The organism is Neopusillimonas maritima (genome assembly GCF_003576595.1).
In the GTDB taxonomy this organism is placed as follows: Bacteria; Pseudomonadota; Gammaproteobacteria; order Burkholderiales; family Burkholderiaceae_B; genus Neopusillimonas; species Neopusillimonas maritima.
In genome coordinates this window covers 216,322-234,486 of record NZ_NQOU01000001.1, presented here as the reverse complement: position 1 = coordinate 234,486, position 18,165 = coordinate 216,322, and the positions used below count along the sequence as shown (strand labels likewise).

Here is an 18,165-nt window from a genome sequence, read left to right as displayed (position 1 = left end):
GAAGGGGTTGGCCTTCTGGCGGTGTTATGAACCACCGGCCAACCCAATCTGTTTAGTCACGTGTATTCCTTTTACTTAATACACGCCTTGCTGCAACATGGCATCGGCAACTTTCACGAAGCCCGCAATGTTGGCACCGTCGACATAGTTCACTGTATCGCCGCGTTGCCCGTAGCGCACGCAGTTCTGGTGGATGTCTCGCATAATGGCGTGTAATTTGGCATCAACGTCTTCACGCGGCCATGACAGGCGTGCCGAGTTTTGGCTCATTTCAAGGCCTGACACTGCAACCCCGCCCGCGTTGCTGGCTTTGCCCGGCGCATACAACACACCCGCTTCGATAAAGAGATCGGCTGCGTCTATTGTGGTGGGCATATTGGCGCCTTCAGAAATACAACGAACGCCATTGTTGATGAGTGTCCTGGCGTCGTCGATTTCCAGTTCGTTCTGGGTGGCGCAGGGCATGGCGACTTCGACTGGAACGTGCCACGGACGCTTGCCTTGTTCATACGTCAGGTTCAGCTCTTTGGCATACGTGGCCAGGCGTTCACGGCGATTATTTTTGATCTCCATGAGCAATGCGAGCTTTTCAGGCGTAAAGCCGGCCGGATCAACGATGCAACCGTCGGAGTCGGACACGGTAATGACTTTGGCACCGATTTGCATGCATTTCTCGATGGCATACTGGGCCACATTGCCCGAACCCGAGACGGAGACGGTCATGCCGTCAAGTGAGCGCCCGGCGTGTTTGAGCATTTCTTCAGCAAAATAGACTGTGCCGTAACCCGTTGCCTCCGGACGGATCAAGCTGCCGCCGAACGCCAGGCCCTTACCGGTAAATACGCTGGCGGCCGAGTTCGACAGTTTTTTCATCATGCCGGTCATGTAACCCACTTCGCGTGCGCCCACACCGATGTCGCCTGCAGGGACATCGGTATCGGGCCCAAGGTGGCGATACAGTTCAACAATGAGCGCCTGGCAAAACCGCATGACTTCCCCGTCGGACTTGCCTTTCGGGTTGAAGTCGGAGCCGCCTTTACCCGCGCCCATGGGCAGCGTGGTAAGGGCGTTTTTGAAGGTTTGCTCGAACGCCAGGAATTTCAGAATGGAGAGATTCACCGACGGGTGAAAGCGCATGCCACCTTTGTAGGGACCAATGGCCGAGCTGTGTTGAACACGGAATGCCCGGTTGGTTTGCACTTCGCCTTTGTCGTCGACCCAGGACACACGAAACTGAATGACGCGTTCCGGTTCTACAAGACGGTTCAGCAAGCCCTGTTCCGCGTATTGCGGATTTTGTTCGATGAATGGCCACAGCGATGCCATGACCTCCCTGACCGCCTGCATAAACTCAGGCTGATGCGGGTCGCGCACCTGGAGTTGCTCCAGGAACTGGTTAAGACTGGGTAGTTTCATTCGTTTTTGCTCTGTAGTTTTGTGTCGGCCACGAGAATACCGGCACAGTGGCTAAAGAAAAATTGTTTTTTGCCCGTTATCGCCGGGCTTATGATGCAGCAAGCCTCTCGAAAGAGAGGCTTGAGAGAGTGGAGATGAGTTTATTTTTTCATCATCTCGAAGAATTCCGCATTATTTTTGGTTGCGCGGATCTTATCCAGGATGAACTCCATGGCCGCTACCTCGTCCATGTCGTGTATGAACTTGCGCAGCACCCAAACCTTTTGTAAAAGTTCCGGCTTAATCAGTAATTCTTCCCGACGGGTACCCGATTTGTTCAAGTTAATAGCCGGGTAGACCCGTTTCTCGGCCAGGCGGCGTTCCAGGTGTACTTCGGAATTGCCCGTGCCTTTGAATTCTTCATAGATGACTTCATCCATACGGCTGCCGGTTTCAATGAGTGCGGTGCCGATAATGGTGAGCGAGCCGCCTTCTTCCAGATTCCGTGCCGCGCCGAAAAAGCGCTTGGGGCGTTGCAGCGCGTTGGCATCGACACCACCGGTAAGCACTTTGCCTGATGACGGCACAACGGTGTTGTAGGCGCGCGCCAGGCGGGTGATGGAATCGAGCAGAATGACCACGTCTTTTTTGAGTTCAACCAGACGCTTGGCTTTTTCAATAACCATTTCAGCGACTTGAACGTGTCGGGTGGCGGGTTCGTCGAAGGTGGAGGCCACCACTTCACCGCGAACCGTGCGCTGCATCTCGGTCACTTCCTCCGGGCGCTCGTCGACCAGCAAAACAATCACATAGGCTTCGGGGTAGTTCGTGGTGATGGCATGCGCAATGTGCTGCATCATCACCGTTTTACCTGATTTGGGGCTGGCTACAATAAGTGCGCGCTGGCCTTTACCCATGGGGGCGAAGATATCCAGAATACGACCGGTAACGTTCTCTTCGCTTTTAATATCCCGTTCCAGCGTCATGGTCTGGTTGGGGTGCAGCGGCGTGAGGTTCTCAAACATAATGCGGTGTTTGATGGCCTCAGGCTGCATTCCGTTAACCTTGTCGACCTTCACCAAGGCAAAATAGCGTTCGCCGTCTTTCGGTGTGCGCACTTCCCCTTCAATTGAATCGCCCGTATGCAGGTTGAAACGCCGTATCTGGGAGGGGGAGATGTAGATGTCGTCGGTGCTGGCCAGGTACGAAGTTTCAGGCGAGCGCAGGAAACCAAAGCCGTCGGGCAACACTTCAAGAACGCCATCGCCGAAAATCTGTTCGCCTTGCTTGGCGCGCCGTTTCATGATGGCAAACATGATTTCCTGTTTGCGTAAACGGCTGGCATTGTCGATATCCAGACTGGCGGCCATTTCGAGCAACTGCGAAATGTGCAGTGCTTTAAGTTCGGTGAGATGCATGGAGAGAAAAGAGAAGGGAAGTTATGCGTTGATGGCAGGCCGAGACAGGCCTGCGCGCAAGACAAAATTAAAGGGTTATTTACAGAGCTTCTTCAAGAAAGCTGTTCAGTTGCGACTTTGACATGGCCCCTACCTTGGTAACCGCCGCTTCGCCGTTTTTGAACAGCATGAGCGTTGGGATGCCACGTACGCCATATTTGGCGGGGACGTCGGGGTTTTCGTCGACATTCAGTTTCGCGATAGTAACACGACCCTGAAAGGTTTGTGCAGCTTCGTCGAGCAGTGGTGCAATCATTTTGCACGGGCCGCACCAGGCAGCCCAATAATCGACCAGGACGGGAACATCGGATTGAAGCACTTCGGCTTCAAAATTGGCGTCAGTTACGGTTTTGATGAGGTTACTCATGATGTGAGAAAAAGTTCAGGTTACTGAAAAAACTATACTAAGCATAACATTAGCCCGCTTAACCTGACTACTGAGTCGCGCGAAGTCAGGCAAAATACGGTTTTTTCATTTGTTCGATTTCAGGGGGTCATTTGGCGAACGCACCACAGTACGACGAAGGGTCCATCAAGGTTTTGAAAGGCCTGGAGCCGGTCCGGCAGCGGCCGGGCATGTATACGCGCACCGAAAATCCGCTGCATATCATTCAGGAAGTCATTGATAACGCGGCCGATGAGGCGCTGGCAGGGTTCGGTGGCAAAATCAGTGTCACGCTGCATACCGACGGCAGTATTTCGGTTGAAGACGACGGCCGTGGCATTCCGGTGGGCTTGCATCCGGAAGAGCAGGTGCCGGTGGTGGAAATAGTTTTCACGCGCTTGCACGCGGGTGGGAAGTTCGACAAGAAAGCGGGCGGGGCCTATGCCTTTTCAGGCGGGTTGCACGGGGTCGGCGTATCGGTCACGAATGCGTTATCGACTCGTCTTGAGGTGGACGTCTGGCGTGATGCTCAGGCGCATCGGCTGGCGTTTCAGAATGGTGATGTGGTTGAACCCCTGGCGCTGCAAGGCTCGGTCGGCAAGCGCCGCTCGGGCACTCGCGTACGCGTATGGCCCAATCCCAAGTATTTCGATTCCGCCGTCATTCCCGCCGCCGACCTGGTGCATTCGTTACGCAGCAAGGCGGTATTGCTTAGTGGTGTCAAAGTTTCGCTGACCATTGAAAAAACCGGTGAAACGCGTGAGTGGCAGTACGACGACGGCTTAAAAGGCTATTTGAATGAGGCGTTAGGCGAAGCCGAACGGATTGTGCCCCTGTTTGAAGGCAAGCGGTATGCCGAGGCGGGCGACGATACATTTTCCGAAGGTGAGGGTGCGCACTGGGCCGTTGTCTGGTCGGCTGAAGGCCCTGTGGTGCGAGAGTCCTATGTAAATTTGATCCCGACACCAGCGGGCGGCACACATGAAGCAGGGCTGCGTGATGGTTTGTTCAATGCAGTGAAATCGTTTGCAGAACTGCATAGCCTGATTCCTAAAGGGGTGAAGCTGTTACCTGAAGATGTCTTTGCGCGGGCCAGCTTCGTACTGTCTGCGAAAATTCTCGACCCTCAATTTCAGGGGCAGATCAAGGAGCGCCTGAATAGTCGTGATGCCGTGAGGCTGGTAAGCGCCTATGTAAAAAACGCACTGGAACTGACTCTGCATGCCGATGTAGAAGCCGGCAAGAAATTGGCCGAAAGCGCCATTCGTCAGGCCCAGGCCCGCGCGCGCTCGGCCCAGAAAGTTGAGAAACGTAAAAGTTCGGGCGTTGCCGTTCTACCAGGTAAGCTAACCGATTGTGAATCCAACGATCCTGAACGCACTGAGTTGTTTCTGGTCGAGGGTGACTCGGCCGGTGGGTCTGCAAAAATGGGGCGCGACAAAACCTTTCAGGCTATTTTGCCTTTGCGAGGCAAGGTTTTGAACTCGTGGGAAGTTGACCGCGACCGGTTATTTGCCAACAACGAAATTCACGATATTTCCGTGGCAATCGGGGTCGACCCCCACGGCCCGGGCGATCAGGTGGATTTGTCGGGTTTGCGCTATGGGCGGGTCTGTATTTTGTCGGATGCCGACGTTGACGGTTCGCATATTCAAGTGTTGCTGCTGACCTTGTTCTTTCGCCATTTTCCGCGTCTGGTCGAGGCGGGGAATGTTTACGTGGCAAGGCCACCGCTATTCCGGGTCGACGTACCCGCCCAAGGCAAGCGTACCGCGCGTAAACTGTATTGTCTTGATCATGGCGAGCTGGAAGCGGTGCAAGATAAATTGCGCGCGGAAGGCGTACGTGAGGGGGCCTGGAGCATCAGTCGCTTCAAGGGTCTGGGCGAGATGAGTGCCGAACAGTTGTGGGAAACCACCATGAACCCCGACACGCGTCGTTTGGTGGCGGTGAGCTACGGTGATCTAGGTATGGAAGCGACAGTCGACATGTTTGATATGTTGATGGGCAAGGGCGAATCGGCGCAACGCCGAGCCTGGCTGGAGGAAAAAGGCAACCTGGCTGATGTGGATGTGTAACGGCCTCACGACTCACTTTGTACGACAGCCTTAGCAGGAAATTATGGACAGCACACAAGTAGGTTTATTTGATAGTGATGAAGGCGGCGAACAGCTAACACTGGGTCTTTACGCCGAACAGGCGTACCTTGATTACGCGGTTTCAGTGGTGCGGGGGCGGGCGTTGCCCGATGTGGCCGATGGCCAGAAGCCCGTGCAGCGTCGTATTTTGTATGCCATGGACGCCATGGGTTTGGGGCCGGGCGCCAAGCCTGTGAAATCGGCCCGCGTGGTGGGCGATGTTTTGGGTAAGTATCACCCCCATGGCGATCAGGCGGCTTACGATGCCATGGTACGGATGGCGCAGAACTTTTCACTGCGCTATCCCTTGGTCGACGGACACGGCAACTTTGGCTCGCGCGACGGTGATAACGCTGCTGCCATGCGGTATACGGAAGCCCGTTTAACGCCGTTTTCCCGTATCTTGCTCGACGAACTGGGCGAAGGGACGGTTGAGTTTATTGCCAATTATGATGGCAGTCAGAAAGAGCCGCAGTTACTGCCTGCGCGCTTGCCCGTTATGTTGCTGAACGGGGCTTCGGGGATTGCGGTTGGTATGGCCACCGAAGTGCCTTCGCATAATTTGCGTGAAGTGGCGCAGGCTTGCGTGGCTTTGTTGCGTAACCCCAAATTACCTGATGACGAATTGTTTGAAATGATTCCCGGCCCTGATTTTGCAGGGGGCGGGCAAATTATTTCGCCGCCGGAGGACATCGCCGCCGTGTATCGCAGCGGTCGAGGGTCTATTAAAGCGCGAGCGCGTTGGCAATTTGAAGAGTTGGCGCGGGGCCAATGGCAATTGGTCGTCACTGAATTGCCGCCCGGTACGTCGTCGCAGAAGATTCTGGAAGAGATTGAAGACCGCACGAATCCCAAGGTGAAAACGGGTAAAAAATCGCTCACGGCCGACCAGCAACAAACCAAGGCGTTAATGCTTAGTTTGTTGGACGCGGTTCGCGACGAGTCGGGCAAGCAGGCCGCGGTGCGTTTGGTTTTTGAACCCAAGAGCAGCCGTATTGATCGTGACGAATTTGTGAACACCTTATTGGCGCAAACCAGCCTTGAGGGCAATGTGTCGATTAACCTGGTGTGTATCGGTACAGACGGCCGTCCGGGTCAGCGTGCGTTGCGCGATATCTTGGCTGAGTGGCTGGGTTTTCGTACCGAAACGGTCACCCGGCGCACCCAATATCGTCTCGACAAGGTAACTGACCGTATCCATGTCCTGGAAGGGCGTATGGTGGTTTACTTGAATGTTGACGAGGTGATTCAGACTATTCGCGAGTCGGATGAGCCGCGTCCCGCACTGATGGAGCGATTCGACCTTTCCGAACGCCAGGCCGAAGACATTTTGGAAATGCGCTTGCGCCAGTTGGCCAAGTTGGAAGGTTTCAAAATTGAAAAAGAACTGGCCGCCCAGAAAGAAGAGCAAGGTCGCCTGGAGGCGCTGCTTGCAAGCCCGTCGGCCTTGAAGCGCCAAATTATCAAAGAGATTGATGCCGATACCAAACAGTATGGCGATGATCGGCGTACCCTGATTGAAGAGGCTGAAAAGGCGGTGCTGGAAACCAAAGTGGTCGACGAGCCGGTCACGGTGATTGTGTCGCAAAAAGGGTGGCTGCGTGCGCGTCAAGGGCATGGCCATGATGCTGCGCAGTTCAACTTCAAAATGGGTGACAGCCTGTATGACGCTATCGAGTGTCGAACCACTGATAATTTGGTGGCATTATCGTCAACCGGGCGGGTGTACACCGTGCCGGTTGCCGGTTTGCCGTCGGCCCGCGGCGATGGCCAGCCTGTGACGTCGCTTATTGACCTGGAGCAGGGCGCCCAAGTGGTGCATATGGTGGCCGGCGACGCCGAGCAAGCCTGGTTCCTGGGCACACAGTCGGGTTATGGTTTCATGGCAAAACTGAAAGACATGACGACGCGTCAGAAAGCGGGCAAGCAATTTGTTACGCTGGAAAAAGGCGATGCCATGCTTAAGCCCATTGGCTTGCAGGGAACCGACAAGGCCTTGGCGATGTTAACGCGTAAAGGGCGTTTTCTGATTGTCGATTTATCCGAATTCAAGACGCTTTCAGGGGGCGGTCGCGGCACGATCCTGATGGGACTCGATTCGGGTGACCGTCTTGAACAGTGGAGTGCGGTTAGCCCGGCCGGCGTGTGTTTGAGCGGTGTTTACCGTAATAAACAAACGGATGTTGTATTGGATGCGGCGGAAATGGAAGTGTATACAGGCAAGCGAGCGCGTAAAGGCCGCTCATTGGCCGTGAAGGTTAAACAACCACAGCTGCGGCGTGCCTAATTTATTAAATTGCAGGTAATGACAACAATGAGTTTTACGGTAACGGTTCAACCTACAGGTCATACATTCCCGGTCGCGCCCGGCGAAACGGTGCTGGATGCCGCTTTGGCAGCCGATATTATTCTCCCTTACAGTTGTCGCACGGGCGCGTGCTCAACGTGCAAAGGCAAGGTTGTGTCAGGTCGGTTTGAGGCCGGTTCCGCGCCCGCGCAGATTTTATCGCCCGAAGAATTGAAAGACGGCTATACCTTGTTTTGTCAGGCCAAGCCTGATTCAGATATGGTGATTGAGGCGCAGGAAATCCGCATGGCCGGCGATATCCAGATTCGCAAAATGCCGTCACGTGTGATGGGTTTGGAGCGCGTTCGTGATGACGTTATGGTGGTGAAGTTGCAATTGCCGCCGGCTGAACCTTTTCGCTATTACGCCGGTCAGTATCTGGAGTTCATTTTGAAATCCGGCGAGCGGCGCAGTTATTCCATGGCGAACCCGCCGTCTGACGATAATATGGTGGAGTTGCACATTCGGCATATGCCGGGTGGTGTTTTTACCGACCACGTTTTTGGCGTCGGTGAAACGGCCATGAAAGTGCGGGAAATCTTGCGTGTGGAAGGTCCGTTGGGTTCGTTCTTCTTGCGCGAAGACAGCGACAAGCCGGTTGTGTTTCTTGCCAGCGGAACCGGTTTTGCCCCTATTAAGGCGCTGGTAGAGCGCATGCAACAAACGGGTCATATTCGCCCGGTCGTGTTGTATTGGGGCGGGCGCCGCCCGGGTGATCTGTATATGAACGAGCTGGCACGGCAATGGGCTGAAACTTTACCTGATTTCAGGTATGTGCCGGTTGTTTCCGATGCTCTGCCGGAAGATAACTGGACAGGGCGTAGCGGGTTTGTGCATCGGGCCGTGCTCGAAGACATTCCCGATTTGTCGGGCTACCAGGTATATGCCTGCGGCGCACCGGCTATGGTGGAAGCGGCGCGTAAAGACTTTACCCGGCAGGCAGGTTTGCCTGACAATGAGTTCTATGCGGACGCCTTTACCTCGCAGGCGGACACGCACAAATAACGCTTTAATGTGGTGTCCGCTGCGGGAAACAGGGCCCGTCGTTTGAATTGACTAAAGGTGAGCGTTCATGAAAGTCGTGGTACTGGGTAGTGGAATAATCGGCGTTGCCTCCGCCTGGTGGCTGAAGCAGGCCGGTCATGACGTGGTTGTGATCGACCGCCAGCCCGGACCGGCGCAGGAAACCAGCCGCGCCAACGGATGCCAGATTTCGGTTTCTTATGCTGAACCCTGGGCGAACCCCCAAACGCCCATGAAGTTATTGAAGTGGTTGCTTAAAGACAACGCGCCCATGGCATTCCGTCCGCAGGCCGACTGGCGCCAATGGGCATGGGGGCTGCAGTTTTTGCTTGAATGTCGCGCGGCGCGGGTGCCCAAGAATATTCGCCCGATGGTGGCGCTGGCTGAATATAGCTTGCAAACCCTGAAAGGCATGCGCGAAGAGCTGGGCATTGAGTACAACCACCTGAGTCGCGGTATTTTGAATTTTTACCGTAATAGCGAACAGTTCGACGCCTCCCAGCAGGCGGCCGGGTATATGCGTGACTACGGCCTCGATCGCCGCATTGTGAGCAAAGAAGAAGTATTGCAAATTGAACCGGCCCTTTCACCGGTGGCCGATTCCATTGTCGGGGGCGATTACACCGAGCTGGACGAAAGCGGCGACGTGTATTTATTTACCACCGCGTTGGCAAAGAAAGCCGAAGAGGCCGGTGTTGAGTTTCGTTTCTCAACCCAAATCAATCGGCTCATGGCTGACGGCGGTAAGGTGACCGGGGTTGAGGTGGTAGACCCCGACGGGACTTTTCACACGATCACGGGCGATGCTTATGTCGCGGCTTTGGGCAGCTTTACGCCGCATTTGGTTAACCCGCTAGGGGTGTCTTGCCCGGTGTATCCGGCCAAGGGCTATTCGGCTACCTTTAAAGTGGTGAATCCTGATGCAGCCCCTGTCGTCAGCCTGACCGACAGTGAACATAAGGTTGTTTTCAGCCGATTGGGCGACAGCTTACGTATGGCCGGTACGGCCGAGCTGGCCGGGTATAGTCGTTCCTTGAATACAAACCGTTGCAGAAACCTTGTTGTGTTGGCGCACGAGCTATTTCCAAGTGCCCTTGATTTTGATAATGTTGCTTTTTGGTCGGGTTTGCGTCCCTCCACCCCCTCGAATGTGCCCTTAATCGGTCGTACCCGCGTTTCCAACCTGTATTTGAATACCGGTCACGGCACGTTGGGCTGGACCATGGGCGTGGGGTCGGGGCGTGTACTGGCCGACCTTGTTTCGGGCCAAACGCCCGAGCCCGATTTCCCTTTTCTAGGTTGATTCACGGTATGAAATTACACGCGTTTGAACGTACGCCCAGGTTGTTGCGTACGCGGCTGGCTGCAATGCTAGTGTCGGTTTTGGGGTTTGGTGCGGCGCAAGCGGCAACGGACGTCCAGGTTTGGGTTTCGCTTATCCCCCATAACCAGGCGGTTTTCGACGATTTGGTTGACGACTTCAATAGTGAACAAAGCGAGGTTCGTGTTGAGATCAAAACGTTTAATACATCGCGTGAAATCGAGCCGGCCTTGCTGGAACGGGTGAGGGATAAACAGAAAACACCGCATCTGGTGCAAATTGACGACAATCGCAATCCGGAAGCCTTGGCCGCCCAGAAACACATTGCGCCATTGCACACTTTGCTGGCGAAATATCCTATTAAGCATGCCCAGTGGTTTGTGGCACCGCAGAATTTAAGCATGCGTGACGCACGTGGTCGGTTGCTGGCGTTTCCCTATATGATCGATGTGCCGGTTATGTTTTACAACATCCGCGCTTTCGAAAAAGCCGGCATGTCTCCGGCGGTTCCACAGCGTTCGTGGTACGGCTTGCAGGAACAGCTGGTCGACCTGGCAAATAAAGCCACGCGTAATTGTCCGGCCATTACCGATCAATCCGTTTCCGTGAATCTGGAAAATCTGGCCGCAGTCAATAATCAGTTTTTCACGTCGGCCGACAACGGTACAAAAGCCCAATCGGCTGCGTTCACATTCGACACCACGTTCGTGCGACATCTGTCATTAATGATTGCCTGGGTTCGCTCCGAGCTGCTTGTTGACCCGGAACCCAACGTATTTGCCCCAGACCTGTTTGCGGCAGATGAATGTTCCGTATTGTGGTCTGAGTCCAGCAATATCGGCCGTTTCATTGAGTTGGATACATTGAAATTCGGCTTAACAGGTTTGCCGTATTATCCGCAGGTTACCAAAGCACCGGGTAGTCCATTCCTGGATGGGACAGGCCTTTGGGCAACGTCCGGACATACCGATGAAGAGCACAAGGCAACCGTTAAGTTCCTGGCCTGGTTGGCGGAGCCCGACAACGCTGCCCGCTGGTATCAGGAAACGGGTTTTCTGCCATTAACCAAGCAAGCGTTCGAGCAAACGGGTGAAGCTTATTACAAAGATCACGGTATTGAACCCTGGCGTGACCTGGTTGCCGTGTACGCCAAGCCGCCCTCTGAAACAGGGCGTGGGTTCAAAATAAAGAATTACCCGCAAATTCGCGAAATGTTTCACAAAAAGCTGGATGAAGCGCTCGGTGGGCAGTATCCTGCTGTGACGGCGCTTACCACTGCCAAATCGGAGGCTTCCCGCATTATGCAGGGTAAATAAACAGTGTCAGCAAGGGCCGCCGTTAGGGCGGCCTTTTACTTTCAAATACCAAGGAGACCTGTTCGTGAAAACAATAACAATGAAGCTGGTGGTTGGTACGATCTTCACATTGATCAGTGGCTTGGTTCAAGCCGATGACGTACGTGTAGACGAAGCTTATCGTTTGGCCAGTGACGGTATCATCAAACCTTTCGATGGCTTGAATCAAACAGCGCTGGAAGCGCGGCGTGGGCGTATCATGGATACCGAACTGGAAAACAATCGTGGCAATTACGTTTATAAAGTCACGATTCTTGATTCGAAAGGCCAAGAGTGGGAGATTAAAGTCGACGCAGTTACCGGTAAGCTCATAGAAGAAGAAAAAGAAAGTTAATGTTGTTGGTCATTTATCTGGTTGCAATAACGGCTGAAGCCATGTCGGGTGCGCTGGCAGCCGGGCGTCGCAATATGGATGTGTTTGGGGTGTCGGTTATTGCTTTTGTAACGGCCCTGGGCGGTGGCACTTTACGTGATGTGGTGCTGGGTCATTACCCCGTGCATTGGACACAGCATCCTGAATACGTTTATATCGTTGTATCGGCCGGATTAATTACCACGTTAATCGCCCGGTACCTGCACCATATCAAGCGGTTGTTTCTGCTGTTGGATGCCATGGGGCTGATTGCGTTTTCGCTAATTGGTTGCAATGTAGCGCTGGAGCACAATTACCCCATTGTGGTGGTTATTATTGCCGGCATGATGACGGGCATTAGCGGCGGGGTGATACGCGATGTATTGTGCAATCAGGTCCCCGTGGTTTTTCGTAAAGAACTGTATGCCAGTGTTTCGCTGGCGGTTTGCGTGCTGTTCCTCAGTTTGCGTGCGCTCGATGTGGCTTTTGAGTTGAATGCGCTGGTGTGTTTTGCTTTCGGTTTAGTGCTGCGGTTGCTGGCTATCCGGTTTCAGTGGCATTTGCCTATTTTTTCGTATCATCAGCGCTGGGATTAGTTTTTGGGCGTGGTGGCACTAAAGATTATGGGTGGTCTGGCCGTTACCTCTTAAGGGTGCCATTTCTGGCCATCCGTATCAAGGGAGTTTTTTATGGAACTTTCGTCAGTTGAATCTGCTGTCAGCGCATACATGGGGTTGAAAAACGCCAGCGCCCAGCAGGATCAGCAAATTGCGTTGTTGCGTAAAACGCTGGATAACCAGAAACAAATGGTTGAACAGATTATGTCGCCGCTTGAACCCAAGTTGGCGAATAGTGGTTCGGTTGGAACGCGTTTGCATGTAACAGCGTAAGTTGCTTCAGAAGAAGTAGGGAAGACCGAAAACCGCTTTTGGGGTTTTCGGTCTTTTTTGCGTTTAATATCTGATTTGTCTTGAGTCGGTATCTAGCAACGAACTCGTTTTTTAATAATTCTTAACAACGCCCACTTATTGCATGACAACGCACGCTGGCACTCCATGGAAATACAAAACAATTCAATTGCTGAATATTTTTGGTGTATTGGCCTCGGTTTTATTGATTGCAAGTATCTCGATTGAGGCCTTTAGTAATGCCGCATTTGTAGGCGATTCCATTTATGACCAAATCCAGTTTGGTGTGTGTATTTACTTTTTGCTGGACTTCCTGCTGCAATTCATTATTGCGCACAACCGTTTGCGTTTCTTTGGCAGGAATTTCGTACTGATTATTTTGTCGATACCGTATGCCTTTCTTTTAGGTTACTTTTCCGTCGACCTTTCCAGCGAAGCTTTCTACGTTATTCATTTTCTGCCTATTATCCGGGGAGGTTTTGCACTGGCGATATTAGTGAAAATGGCGGTGAACAGCTTCATTTCCGGTTTGCTGATTATTTATTTGGCCATCTTCATTGCCATAGCTTACTTTCAAACCCTCATTTTCTTCGCATTCGAATCGGGCGTGAACCCACTGGTGAAATCCTATCCGGATGTGCTTTGGTGGGCCTCCATGACAGTCACCACCGTGGGGTCGAACATTATTCCAGTTACGGCTGTGGGGAAAATTTGCACTGCGGTGTTGGCCGTGGTGGGAATGACGACTTTCCCTATTTTTACTGCTTATATTACGGCGCTGGTGCATGGGATTAACGAGCGTCAGAAAGCAAAAACGCCACCCGGTTAAAGGTGGCGTAAGTGCTTGATATTCTTGGCGGCGCAACTCTGATTCGAATAGGGGAGCTGCGGATTATGATTCACCAATACAGTATTTGGGACACCAGCCGAGCCGGGAAACAGCTGGTCGTTAAATCCGACGCTACTGAAGACACCTTTGCATGATCGCATCTATGTGCCTGTAACATGAAGTGGTAATGCATTATTATTCTGCACGAAACTAATCCAATGGATTATAATCTGACTTTAAACGGCATTGCGGAGTTGCCTTCATTCATTCGTCTGGCCGACAAGCTTCTCAGCCAGGATGAACGTTCCGACTTAATCAGCTATCTTGCTGAACACCCCAAAGCGGGCGACTTGATGCAGGGCACGGGCGGCGTACGCAAGCTTCGTTGGCGCCGAGGCGGTCAGGGCAAGAGTGGTGGCGTACGAGTCATCTACTATTTTCATGATGATGTCATGCCGCTTTACCTGTTGACCTTGTTCGCCAAAGGTGACAAGGAAAACCTTAGTAAAGCTGAGCGCAGCGAATTGGCCGGCTTGGTCGATTTGTTGGTACAGATTTGGAAAGGATGATAATGATGAGCAAAGCATTCGACAGCATTAAGCAGGGCCTGCAAGAGGCCATTGAGCATGCGCGTGGCAAAGAGATCGGTGTCAGGGTGCATCGGCCCAGATCGGTGGATGTGAAGGCCGTGCGCGCCAAAGTGGGTATGACGCAAGAGCAGTTTGCGGCACGGTTTGGTTTTTCCACGGCAACGCTGCGGCATTGGGAACGCGGTGACAGGACGCCACGCGGACCAGCACTGGTGCTTTTGAACGTGATTGAACGTAATCCAGATGCGGTGATAGAAGCGCTTGGGTGATTGCATCCTGTGCTTCGATACCCCGTGGAAATTTAACCAGAAAGCAAAAAACGCCACCCGGTTAAAGGTGGCGTAAGTGCTTGATATTCTTGGTGGCGCATCCCTGATTCGAACAGGGGACCTGCGGATTATGATTTCTAAAGTACGTTGATTCACTGCGTACAGGTAACTATAAACCTAAGAAAGAATAAAAACAACAAATAGTCGTCTATAACGAGTACATGAAACTAAATACGCAACATTTTTTCGGTTCTTTTTTGTCACGTCCGTGACACTAATTGGTTACTCTCCTAGGTTCGATCTGGGCAAGAGTCGTACAGTTATCGATGATAAAGTTTTTTTACGGTGTATCTCGTAGAAAAGTGTATAAGCAAATGGCCTTATTCGTACATTAATGAGTGTTGGGTCAGGAATGTAATAAATATGTTTTTTCTACGTTAGAAATAATTGTTATAGCTAAATAATTTACACATTATTTTATTTGCAAAAAACATTAATCTGTGGATGAAAGCTTGTTGAGGATGTTATACTGTATGAAACTTATATTTTCTAGCGCCATGACCTATGATGAATTTCAGCGCCAGATTGGCAAGGCTGGACTCAATATTCGGGAATTCGCCGACCTGGTGAAAATGCATCGCAATTCTGTGACTAACTACGCCAAGTTTGGCGAGGTCCCATCGCATCTTGCGGTCATTGCGGCATTGCTTGGCGCAATGGCAGATAAAAAGGTGGACTTCCGCTCAATTCTCAATAGCCTCGAGATTGAACCAAAAAAACCGCGCGGAGGGGCAGCCAAGGGACGGTTTGGCGGTAGCAAGCAAACAGAATTGCCGATGGAGTAAAGTTGTGTTAGCTCAAAAAGAGTTGGTTGTTCACAGGGGCGTTCAGGATTGTCGTCCTCTTTTAAAATGGGCTGGGGGTAAGACCCAGTTATTGGGAGAAATTCTTCCTAAGATGCCAAAGAAATATGGTCGTTATATCGAGCCATTTTTCGGTGGAGGGGCGCTTTTCTTTGCCGTGCGACCAGTTGGTGGTGTGATTGCTGATAGCAATCCGGAATTAGTTAACTTGTACCGATCGGTGGCAAGTGACGTTGAAATGGTTTTGGCAAAACTTCGCTTGTACCAAAACACTGAGGAGGTCTTTTATAGCGTTCGTGCTCAAGATTGGACAAAGCTCTCAAGTGCTGAAGCTGCTGCACGGACTGTCTTTTTGAACCGTACCTGCTTCAATGGATTGTATCGGGTCAACAAAAAGGGGCAGTTCAATGTTCCGTTCGGGCGTTACAAAAATCCTAAAGTACTTGATGAGAGTACATTGAGGGCGGCTTCCCGTTTATTGCAAAATACGACTATTCTCTGTGGAGATTATAAAGACGTATTGCGAGAACAAGCACGACCTGGTGACTTCATTTTTCTTGATCCACCGTATTTACCAGTGTCAGAGTATGCTGACTTTAAGCGCTATACCAAGGATCAGTTCTACGAAGAAGATCATATTGAGCTTGCTGCCGAGGTTAAGCGCCTGCATGAACTGGGCTGCCATGTCATTTTAACCAATTCAAACCATCCATTGGTGCATGAACAATATAGCGCTTTCTTCATCGAAGTTATACAAACCAAACGTCATATTTCTTGTAATGGAAAAGGGCGAATTGGTGAAGATGTCATCGTAACGGTGCCGCCGAAGCCGACGTTTGATATTCGCCTGGTTCCAGCCCCGTTATCTAAGCAAACATTACTATATCCGCCGACTCGCTATATGGGATCCAAAAACAAGTTATTGTCCGAAATCTGGGCTGTAGCTTCTCAGTTTGAGTTCGAAACAGCGGTAGACCTGTTCTCCGGTTCCGGTATTGTAGGTTATATGCTGAAATCGAAGGGGAAGTCGGTTATCAGTAACGACTATATGGCAATGTCATCTACCTTTGCCAAGGCGATGATTGAGAACAATGACATCACGCTAGGAGTGGATGAGGCCTTGGCATTGTGTGAGCCTAGACGGCCCGTGGATGGCTTTGTCGAGACCAAATTCAAGGGCCTTTACTTTTCTGATGAAGATAATCGGCTAATCGATATTTTGCGCGCCAACATCAGAGCGATTAGAAACCCTTATAAACGAGCAATTGCGATGTCTTCGTTAGTGCGTGCGTGCCTGAAGAAGCGTCCGCGTGGAATTTTTACCTATATTGGCTACCGTTATGATGACGGACGTAAAGACTTGTTAATGTCTTTCCGAGACCAGTTCTTGGAAGCTGTGAAAATGGTTAATGCGGCAGTTTTTGATAATGGGAAAAAGAACAAGGCTAGAAACGGCGACGCTATGACCTTGCGGCGGCAGGAGTCTGGATTGGTTTATATCGATCCGCCTTATTACTCACCGTTATCAGACAATGAGTACGTGCGTCGGTACCATTTTGTTGAAGGTTTGGCGCGCGATTGGAAAGGTCTCGAGATTCAAGAGCACACTGTGACCAAAAAATTCAAGTCCTATCCAACGCCGTTCTCTTCTCGTAAAGGAGCTGCTGAGGCCTTTGATTTGTTGTTTAAGCGATTTCGCGATAGTGTGCTTGTTGTGTCTTATTCATCAAACAGCCAGCCGACTTTGGATGAGATGGTTACTATCATGGCAAAGCACAAACGCCATGTCGAAGTTGTGCCAATGGACTATCGTTATTCGTTCGGTAACCAAGGGCACAAGATTAGTGATAATAATAACGTAGCCCAAGAATATCTGTTCGTAGGGTTCTGACACTTATGGTGGCAACCTCTGACTTTCCGCAGGCGGATCGCTTAGAGCAGGTGGGGCAAGTAGCGATCGCCATAGCCAACGGGAAACGAGCTGACGAGGAGATTGAAGCTGCTATTGGTCTCGACTCGGACGGTCGGCAGGGGCGTTATTACCGTCATGCGGCTGAAGTTTTAGGGTTAATTGTAAATCGACACAACAACGCTGTCCTGACCGCACTGGGTAAAGAGTTTGCTTCGCTGTCCAGTCGTGCTGCACGCATCGACTTTTTAGCTCGTTGCCTGTTGGAAACGCCCGTTTTTTATGAAGCGCTTTGCTACATCCACCAACACCATCCAAACGATGCTCAACTGAAGCGATGGTTTCGAGTGTTTTATCCTGGGGCGGAGAGTACTGCCGACCGGCGCTTTCACACATTTATAAGTTATTTGTGTGAGGCCGGTTTGTTGCAATCATCTAGTAATAAAAACCACGTAAAAAAATATGTGGGCAGTTTAGTTAAAAAGTCGATAACATCTACTCGGAGCCTGACTGGGCGCAACCTAAAGAAGTCGTTACCCTCTTTGCCTCCAACGGCAGGGCAGGGCAGCATCCGCGTGGATGTTAATTTACAAAAGCTCGAACGCGCCAATCAAATTCATTGGCAACTTGTGGATGCAAAGTCTTCCTTTCTTGATGATCGAGGGCTCGAACCTTATGCCAATGAGCATATTGACCTTTATTCTGATAATCGGGGCGATATCATAATTTATGAGATGAAGTCGGTTGATGCCGAGGGGGCTAATTTTCTTTCGCAGATTCGCAAAGCGGTGTCGCAACTTTATGAATATCGTTATATTTATGAAGAGCCTAATGCACGGCTTTGTATTGTAACTAATCATGGTATAGCTAAAAAAGACGAATGGTTGCTTGATTACTTAGCAAGGGATCGAGTTATTGCTTATGAATGGACAGACGATTTTGCAAACTTTGAGTGTCGACATGATGCTGCGTCACTCCTTGGTGATTTCTCTCCTTGTTTTAATGGAAGATGACTTTTGAAACC

Annotated in this window: 17 protein-coding genes; 14 read left to right on the top strand and 3 right to left on the bottom strand. The window is 51.4% G+C overall.

Annotation, left to right across the window (positions count from 1 at the left end):
• Positions 1-75 precede the first annotated feature (75 nt).
• From gdhA to trxA, 3 genes are all read right to left on the bottom strand, one after another.
• Entirely contained in the window at positions 76-1,416 is a 1,341-nt protein-coding gene (gene gdhA, locus CJO09_RS01135) for an NADP-specific glutamate dehydrogenase (RefSeq protein WP_119440728.1), read from the bottom strand.
• A 140-nt stretch (positions 1,417-1,556) separates the two neighbouring features.
• Positions 1,557-2,813, bottom strand: a complete 1,257-nt coding sequence (gene rho, locus CJO09_RS01130; protein ID WP_114420528.1) for a transcription termination factor Rho — start codon at positions 2,811-2,813, stop codon at positions 1,557-1,559.
• A gap of 79 nt (positions 2,814-2,892) precedes the next feature.
• Positions 2,893-3,219 (bottom strand): thioredoxin TrxA, encoded by a 327-nt coding sequence (gene trxA / locus CJO09_RS01125; protein ID WP_119440727.1) that lies wholly within the window; start codon positions 3,217-3,219, stop codon positions 2,893-2,895.
• A 131-nt stretch (positions 3,220-3,350) separates the two neighbouring features.
• Between trxA and CJO09_RS01120 the strand changes: the two genes are divergently transcribed.
• From CJO09_RS01120 to CJO09_RS01055, 14 genes are all read left to right on the top strand, one after another.
• The gene (locus tag CJO09_RS01120; protein WP_449289819.1) at positions 3,351-5,315 is read left to right on the top strand and encodes a DNA topoisomerase IV subunit B; all 1,965 of its coding nucleotides are present in this window, start codon (positions 3,351-3,353) and stop codon (positions 5,313-5,315) included.
• A 40-nt stretch (positions 5,316-5,355) separates the two neighbouring features.
• The gene (parC, locus tag CJO09_RS01115) at positions 5,356-7,662 is read left to right on the top strand and encodes a DNA topoisomerase IV subunit A (RefSeq protein WP_119440725.1); all 2,307 of its coding nucleotides are present in this window, start codon (positions 5,356-5,358) and stop codon (positions 7,660-7,662) included.
• A 27-nt stretch (positions 7,663-7,689) separates the two neighbouring features.
• Positions 7,690-8,727, top strand: a complete 1,038-nt coding sequence (locus tag CJO09_RS01110; RefSeq protein ID WP_114420532.1) for a CDP-6-deoxy-delta-3,4-glucoseen reductase — start codon at positions 7,690-7,692, stop codon at positions 8,725-8,727.
• A 67-nt stretch (positions 8,728-8,794) separates the two neighbouring features.
• Positions 8,795-10,048 carry a D-amino acid dehydrogenase gene (locus CJO09_RS01105; RefSeq protein ID WP_119440724.1) on the top strand — a complete coding sequence of 418 codons (1,254 nt, stop codon included), beginning with the start codon at positions 8,795-8,797 and terminating at the stop codon, positions 10,046-10,048.
• 8 nt (positions 10,049-10,056) lie between these two features.
• A complete protein-coding gene (locus tag CJO09_RS01100) occupies positions 10,057-11,382 on the top strand; it encodes an extracellular solute-binding protein (protein WP_119440723.1) in 1,326 nt (441 codons plus the stop codon).
• Positions 11,383-11,446: 64 nt separating this feature from the next.
• Positions 11,447-11,755: a PepSY domain-containing protein gene (locus CJO09_RS01095; protein WP_147404883.1), complete on the top strand. Its 309-nt coding sequence runs from the start codon at positions 11,447-11,449 to the stop codon at positions 11,753-11,755.
• Entirely contained in the window at positions 11,755-12,369 is a 615-nt protein-coding gene (locus tag CJO09_RS01090; protein WP_119440721.1) for a trimeric intracellular cation channel family protein, read from the top strand. The genes CJO09_RS01095 and CJO09_RS01090 overlap by 1 nt, the downstream gene beginning before the upstream one ends.
• Positions 12,370-12,462: 93 nt before the next feature.
• A complete protein-coding gene (locus CJO09_RS01085) occupies positions 12,463-12,663 on the top strand; it encodes a YjfB family protein (RefSeq protein ID WP_114420537.1) in 201 nt (66 codons plus the stop codon).
• Between the two features lie 142 nt (positions 12,664-12,805).
• Complete coding sequence (locus tag CJO09_RS01080) at positions 12,806-13,510, top strand: ion channel (RefSeq protein ID WP_119440720.1); 705 nt, start codon at positions 12,806-12,808, stop codon at positions 13,508-13,510.
• 218 nt (positions 13,511-13,728) lie between these two features.
• Positions 13,729-14,079 (top strand): type II toxin-antitoxin system RelE/ParE family toxin, encoded by a 351-nt coding sequence (locus CJO09_RS01075; protein ID WP_119440719.1) that lies wholly within the window; start codon positions 13,729-13,731, stop codon positions 14,077-14,079.
• Between the two features lie 5 nt (positions 14,080-14,084).
• Positions 14,085-14,369: a helix-turn-helix domain-containing protein gene (locus CJO09_RS01070; RefSeq protein WP_119441337.1), complete on the top strand. Its 285-nt coding sequence runs from the start codon at positions 14,085-14,087 to the stop codon at positions 14,367-14,369.
• Positions 14,370-14,902: 533 nt separating this feature from the next.
• Positions 14,903-15,214, top strand: coding sequence for an XRE family transcriptional regulator (locus tag CJO09_RS01065; RefSeq protein ID WP_245961194.1), 312 nt, complete (start codon positions 14,903-14,905; stop codon positions 15,212-15,214).
• A 4-nt stretch (positions 15,215-15,218) separates the two neighbouring features.
• Positions 15,219-17,123 (top strand): Dam family site-specific DNA-(adenine-N6)-methyltransferase, encoded by a 1,905-nt coding sequence (locus tag CJO09_RS01060; RefSeq protein WP_119440718.1) that lies wholly within the window; start codon positions 15,219-15,221, stop codon positions 17,121-17,123.
• A 5-nt stretch (positions 17,124-17,128) separates the two neighbouring features.
• A complete protein-coding gene (locus CJO09_RS01055) occupies positions 17,129-18,154 on the top strand; it encodes a DUF7226 domain-containing protein (RefSeq protein WP_119440717.1) in 1,026 nt (341 codons plus the stop codon).
• Positions 18,155-18,165: the final 11 nt, after the last annotated feature.

What these genes read in the sequence shown, in the direction of transcription:
- gdhA (WP_119440728.1), bottom strand. Translation starts at nt 1,416, where the DNA reads ATGAAACTACCCAGTCTTAACCAGTTCCTGGAGCAACTCCAGGTGCGC.
- rho (WP_114420528.1), bottom strand. Translation starts at nt 2,813, where the DNA reads ATGCATCTCACCGAACTTAAAGCACTGCACATTTCGCAGTTGCTCGAA.
- trxA (WP_119440727.1), bottom strand. Translation starts at nt 3,219, where the DNA reads ATGAGTAACCTCATCAAAACCGTAACTGACGCCAATTTTGAAGCCGAA.
- CJO09_RS01110 (WP_114420532.1), top strand. Translation starts at nt 7,690, where the DNA reads ATGAGTTTTACGGTAACGGTTCAACCTACAGGTCATACATTCCCGGTC.
- CJO09_RS01105 (WP_119440724.1), top strand. Translation starts at nt 8,795, where the DNA reads ATGAAAGTCGTGGTACTGGGTAGTGGAATAATCGGCGTTGCCTCCGCC.
- CJO09_RS01100 (WP_119440723.1), top strand. Translation starts at nt 10,057, where the DNA reads ATGAAATTACACGCGTTTGAACGTACGCCCAGGTTGTTGCGTACGCGG.
- CJO09_RS01090 (WP_119440721.1), top strand. Translation starts at nt 11,755, where the DNA reads ATGTTGTTGGTCATTTATCTGGTTGCAATAACGGCTGAAGCCATGTCG.
- CJO09_RS01085 (WP_114420537.1), top strand. Translation starts at nt 12,463, where the DNA reads ATGGAACTTTCGTCAGTTGAATCTGCTGTCAGCGCATACATGGGGTTG.
- CJO09_RS01080 (WP_119440720.1), top strand. Translation starts at nt 12,806, where the DNA reads ATGACAACGCACGCTGGCACTCCATGGAAATACAAAACAATTCAATTG.
- CJO09_RS01075 (WP_119440719.1), top strand. Translation starts at nt 13,729, where the DNA reads ATGGATTATAATCTGACTTTAAACGGCATTGCGGAGTTGCCTTCATTC.
- CJO09_RS01070 (WP_119441337.1), top strand. Translation starts at nt 14,085, where the DNA reads ATGAGCAAAGCATTCGACAGCATTAAGCAGGGCCTGCAAGAGGCCATT.
- CJO09_RS01065 (WP_245961194.1), top strand. Translation starts at nt 14,903, where the DNA reads ATGAAACTTATATTTTCTAGCGCCATGACCTATGATGAATTTCAGCGC.
- CJO09_RS01055 (WP_119440717.1), top strand. Translation starts at nt 17,129, where the DNA reads ATGGTGGCAACCTCTGACTTTCCGCAGGCGGATCGCTTAGAGCAGGTG.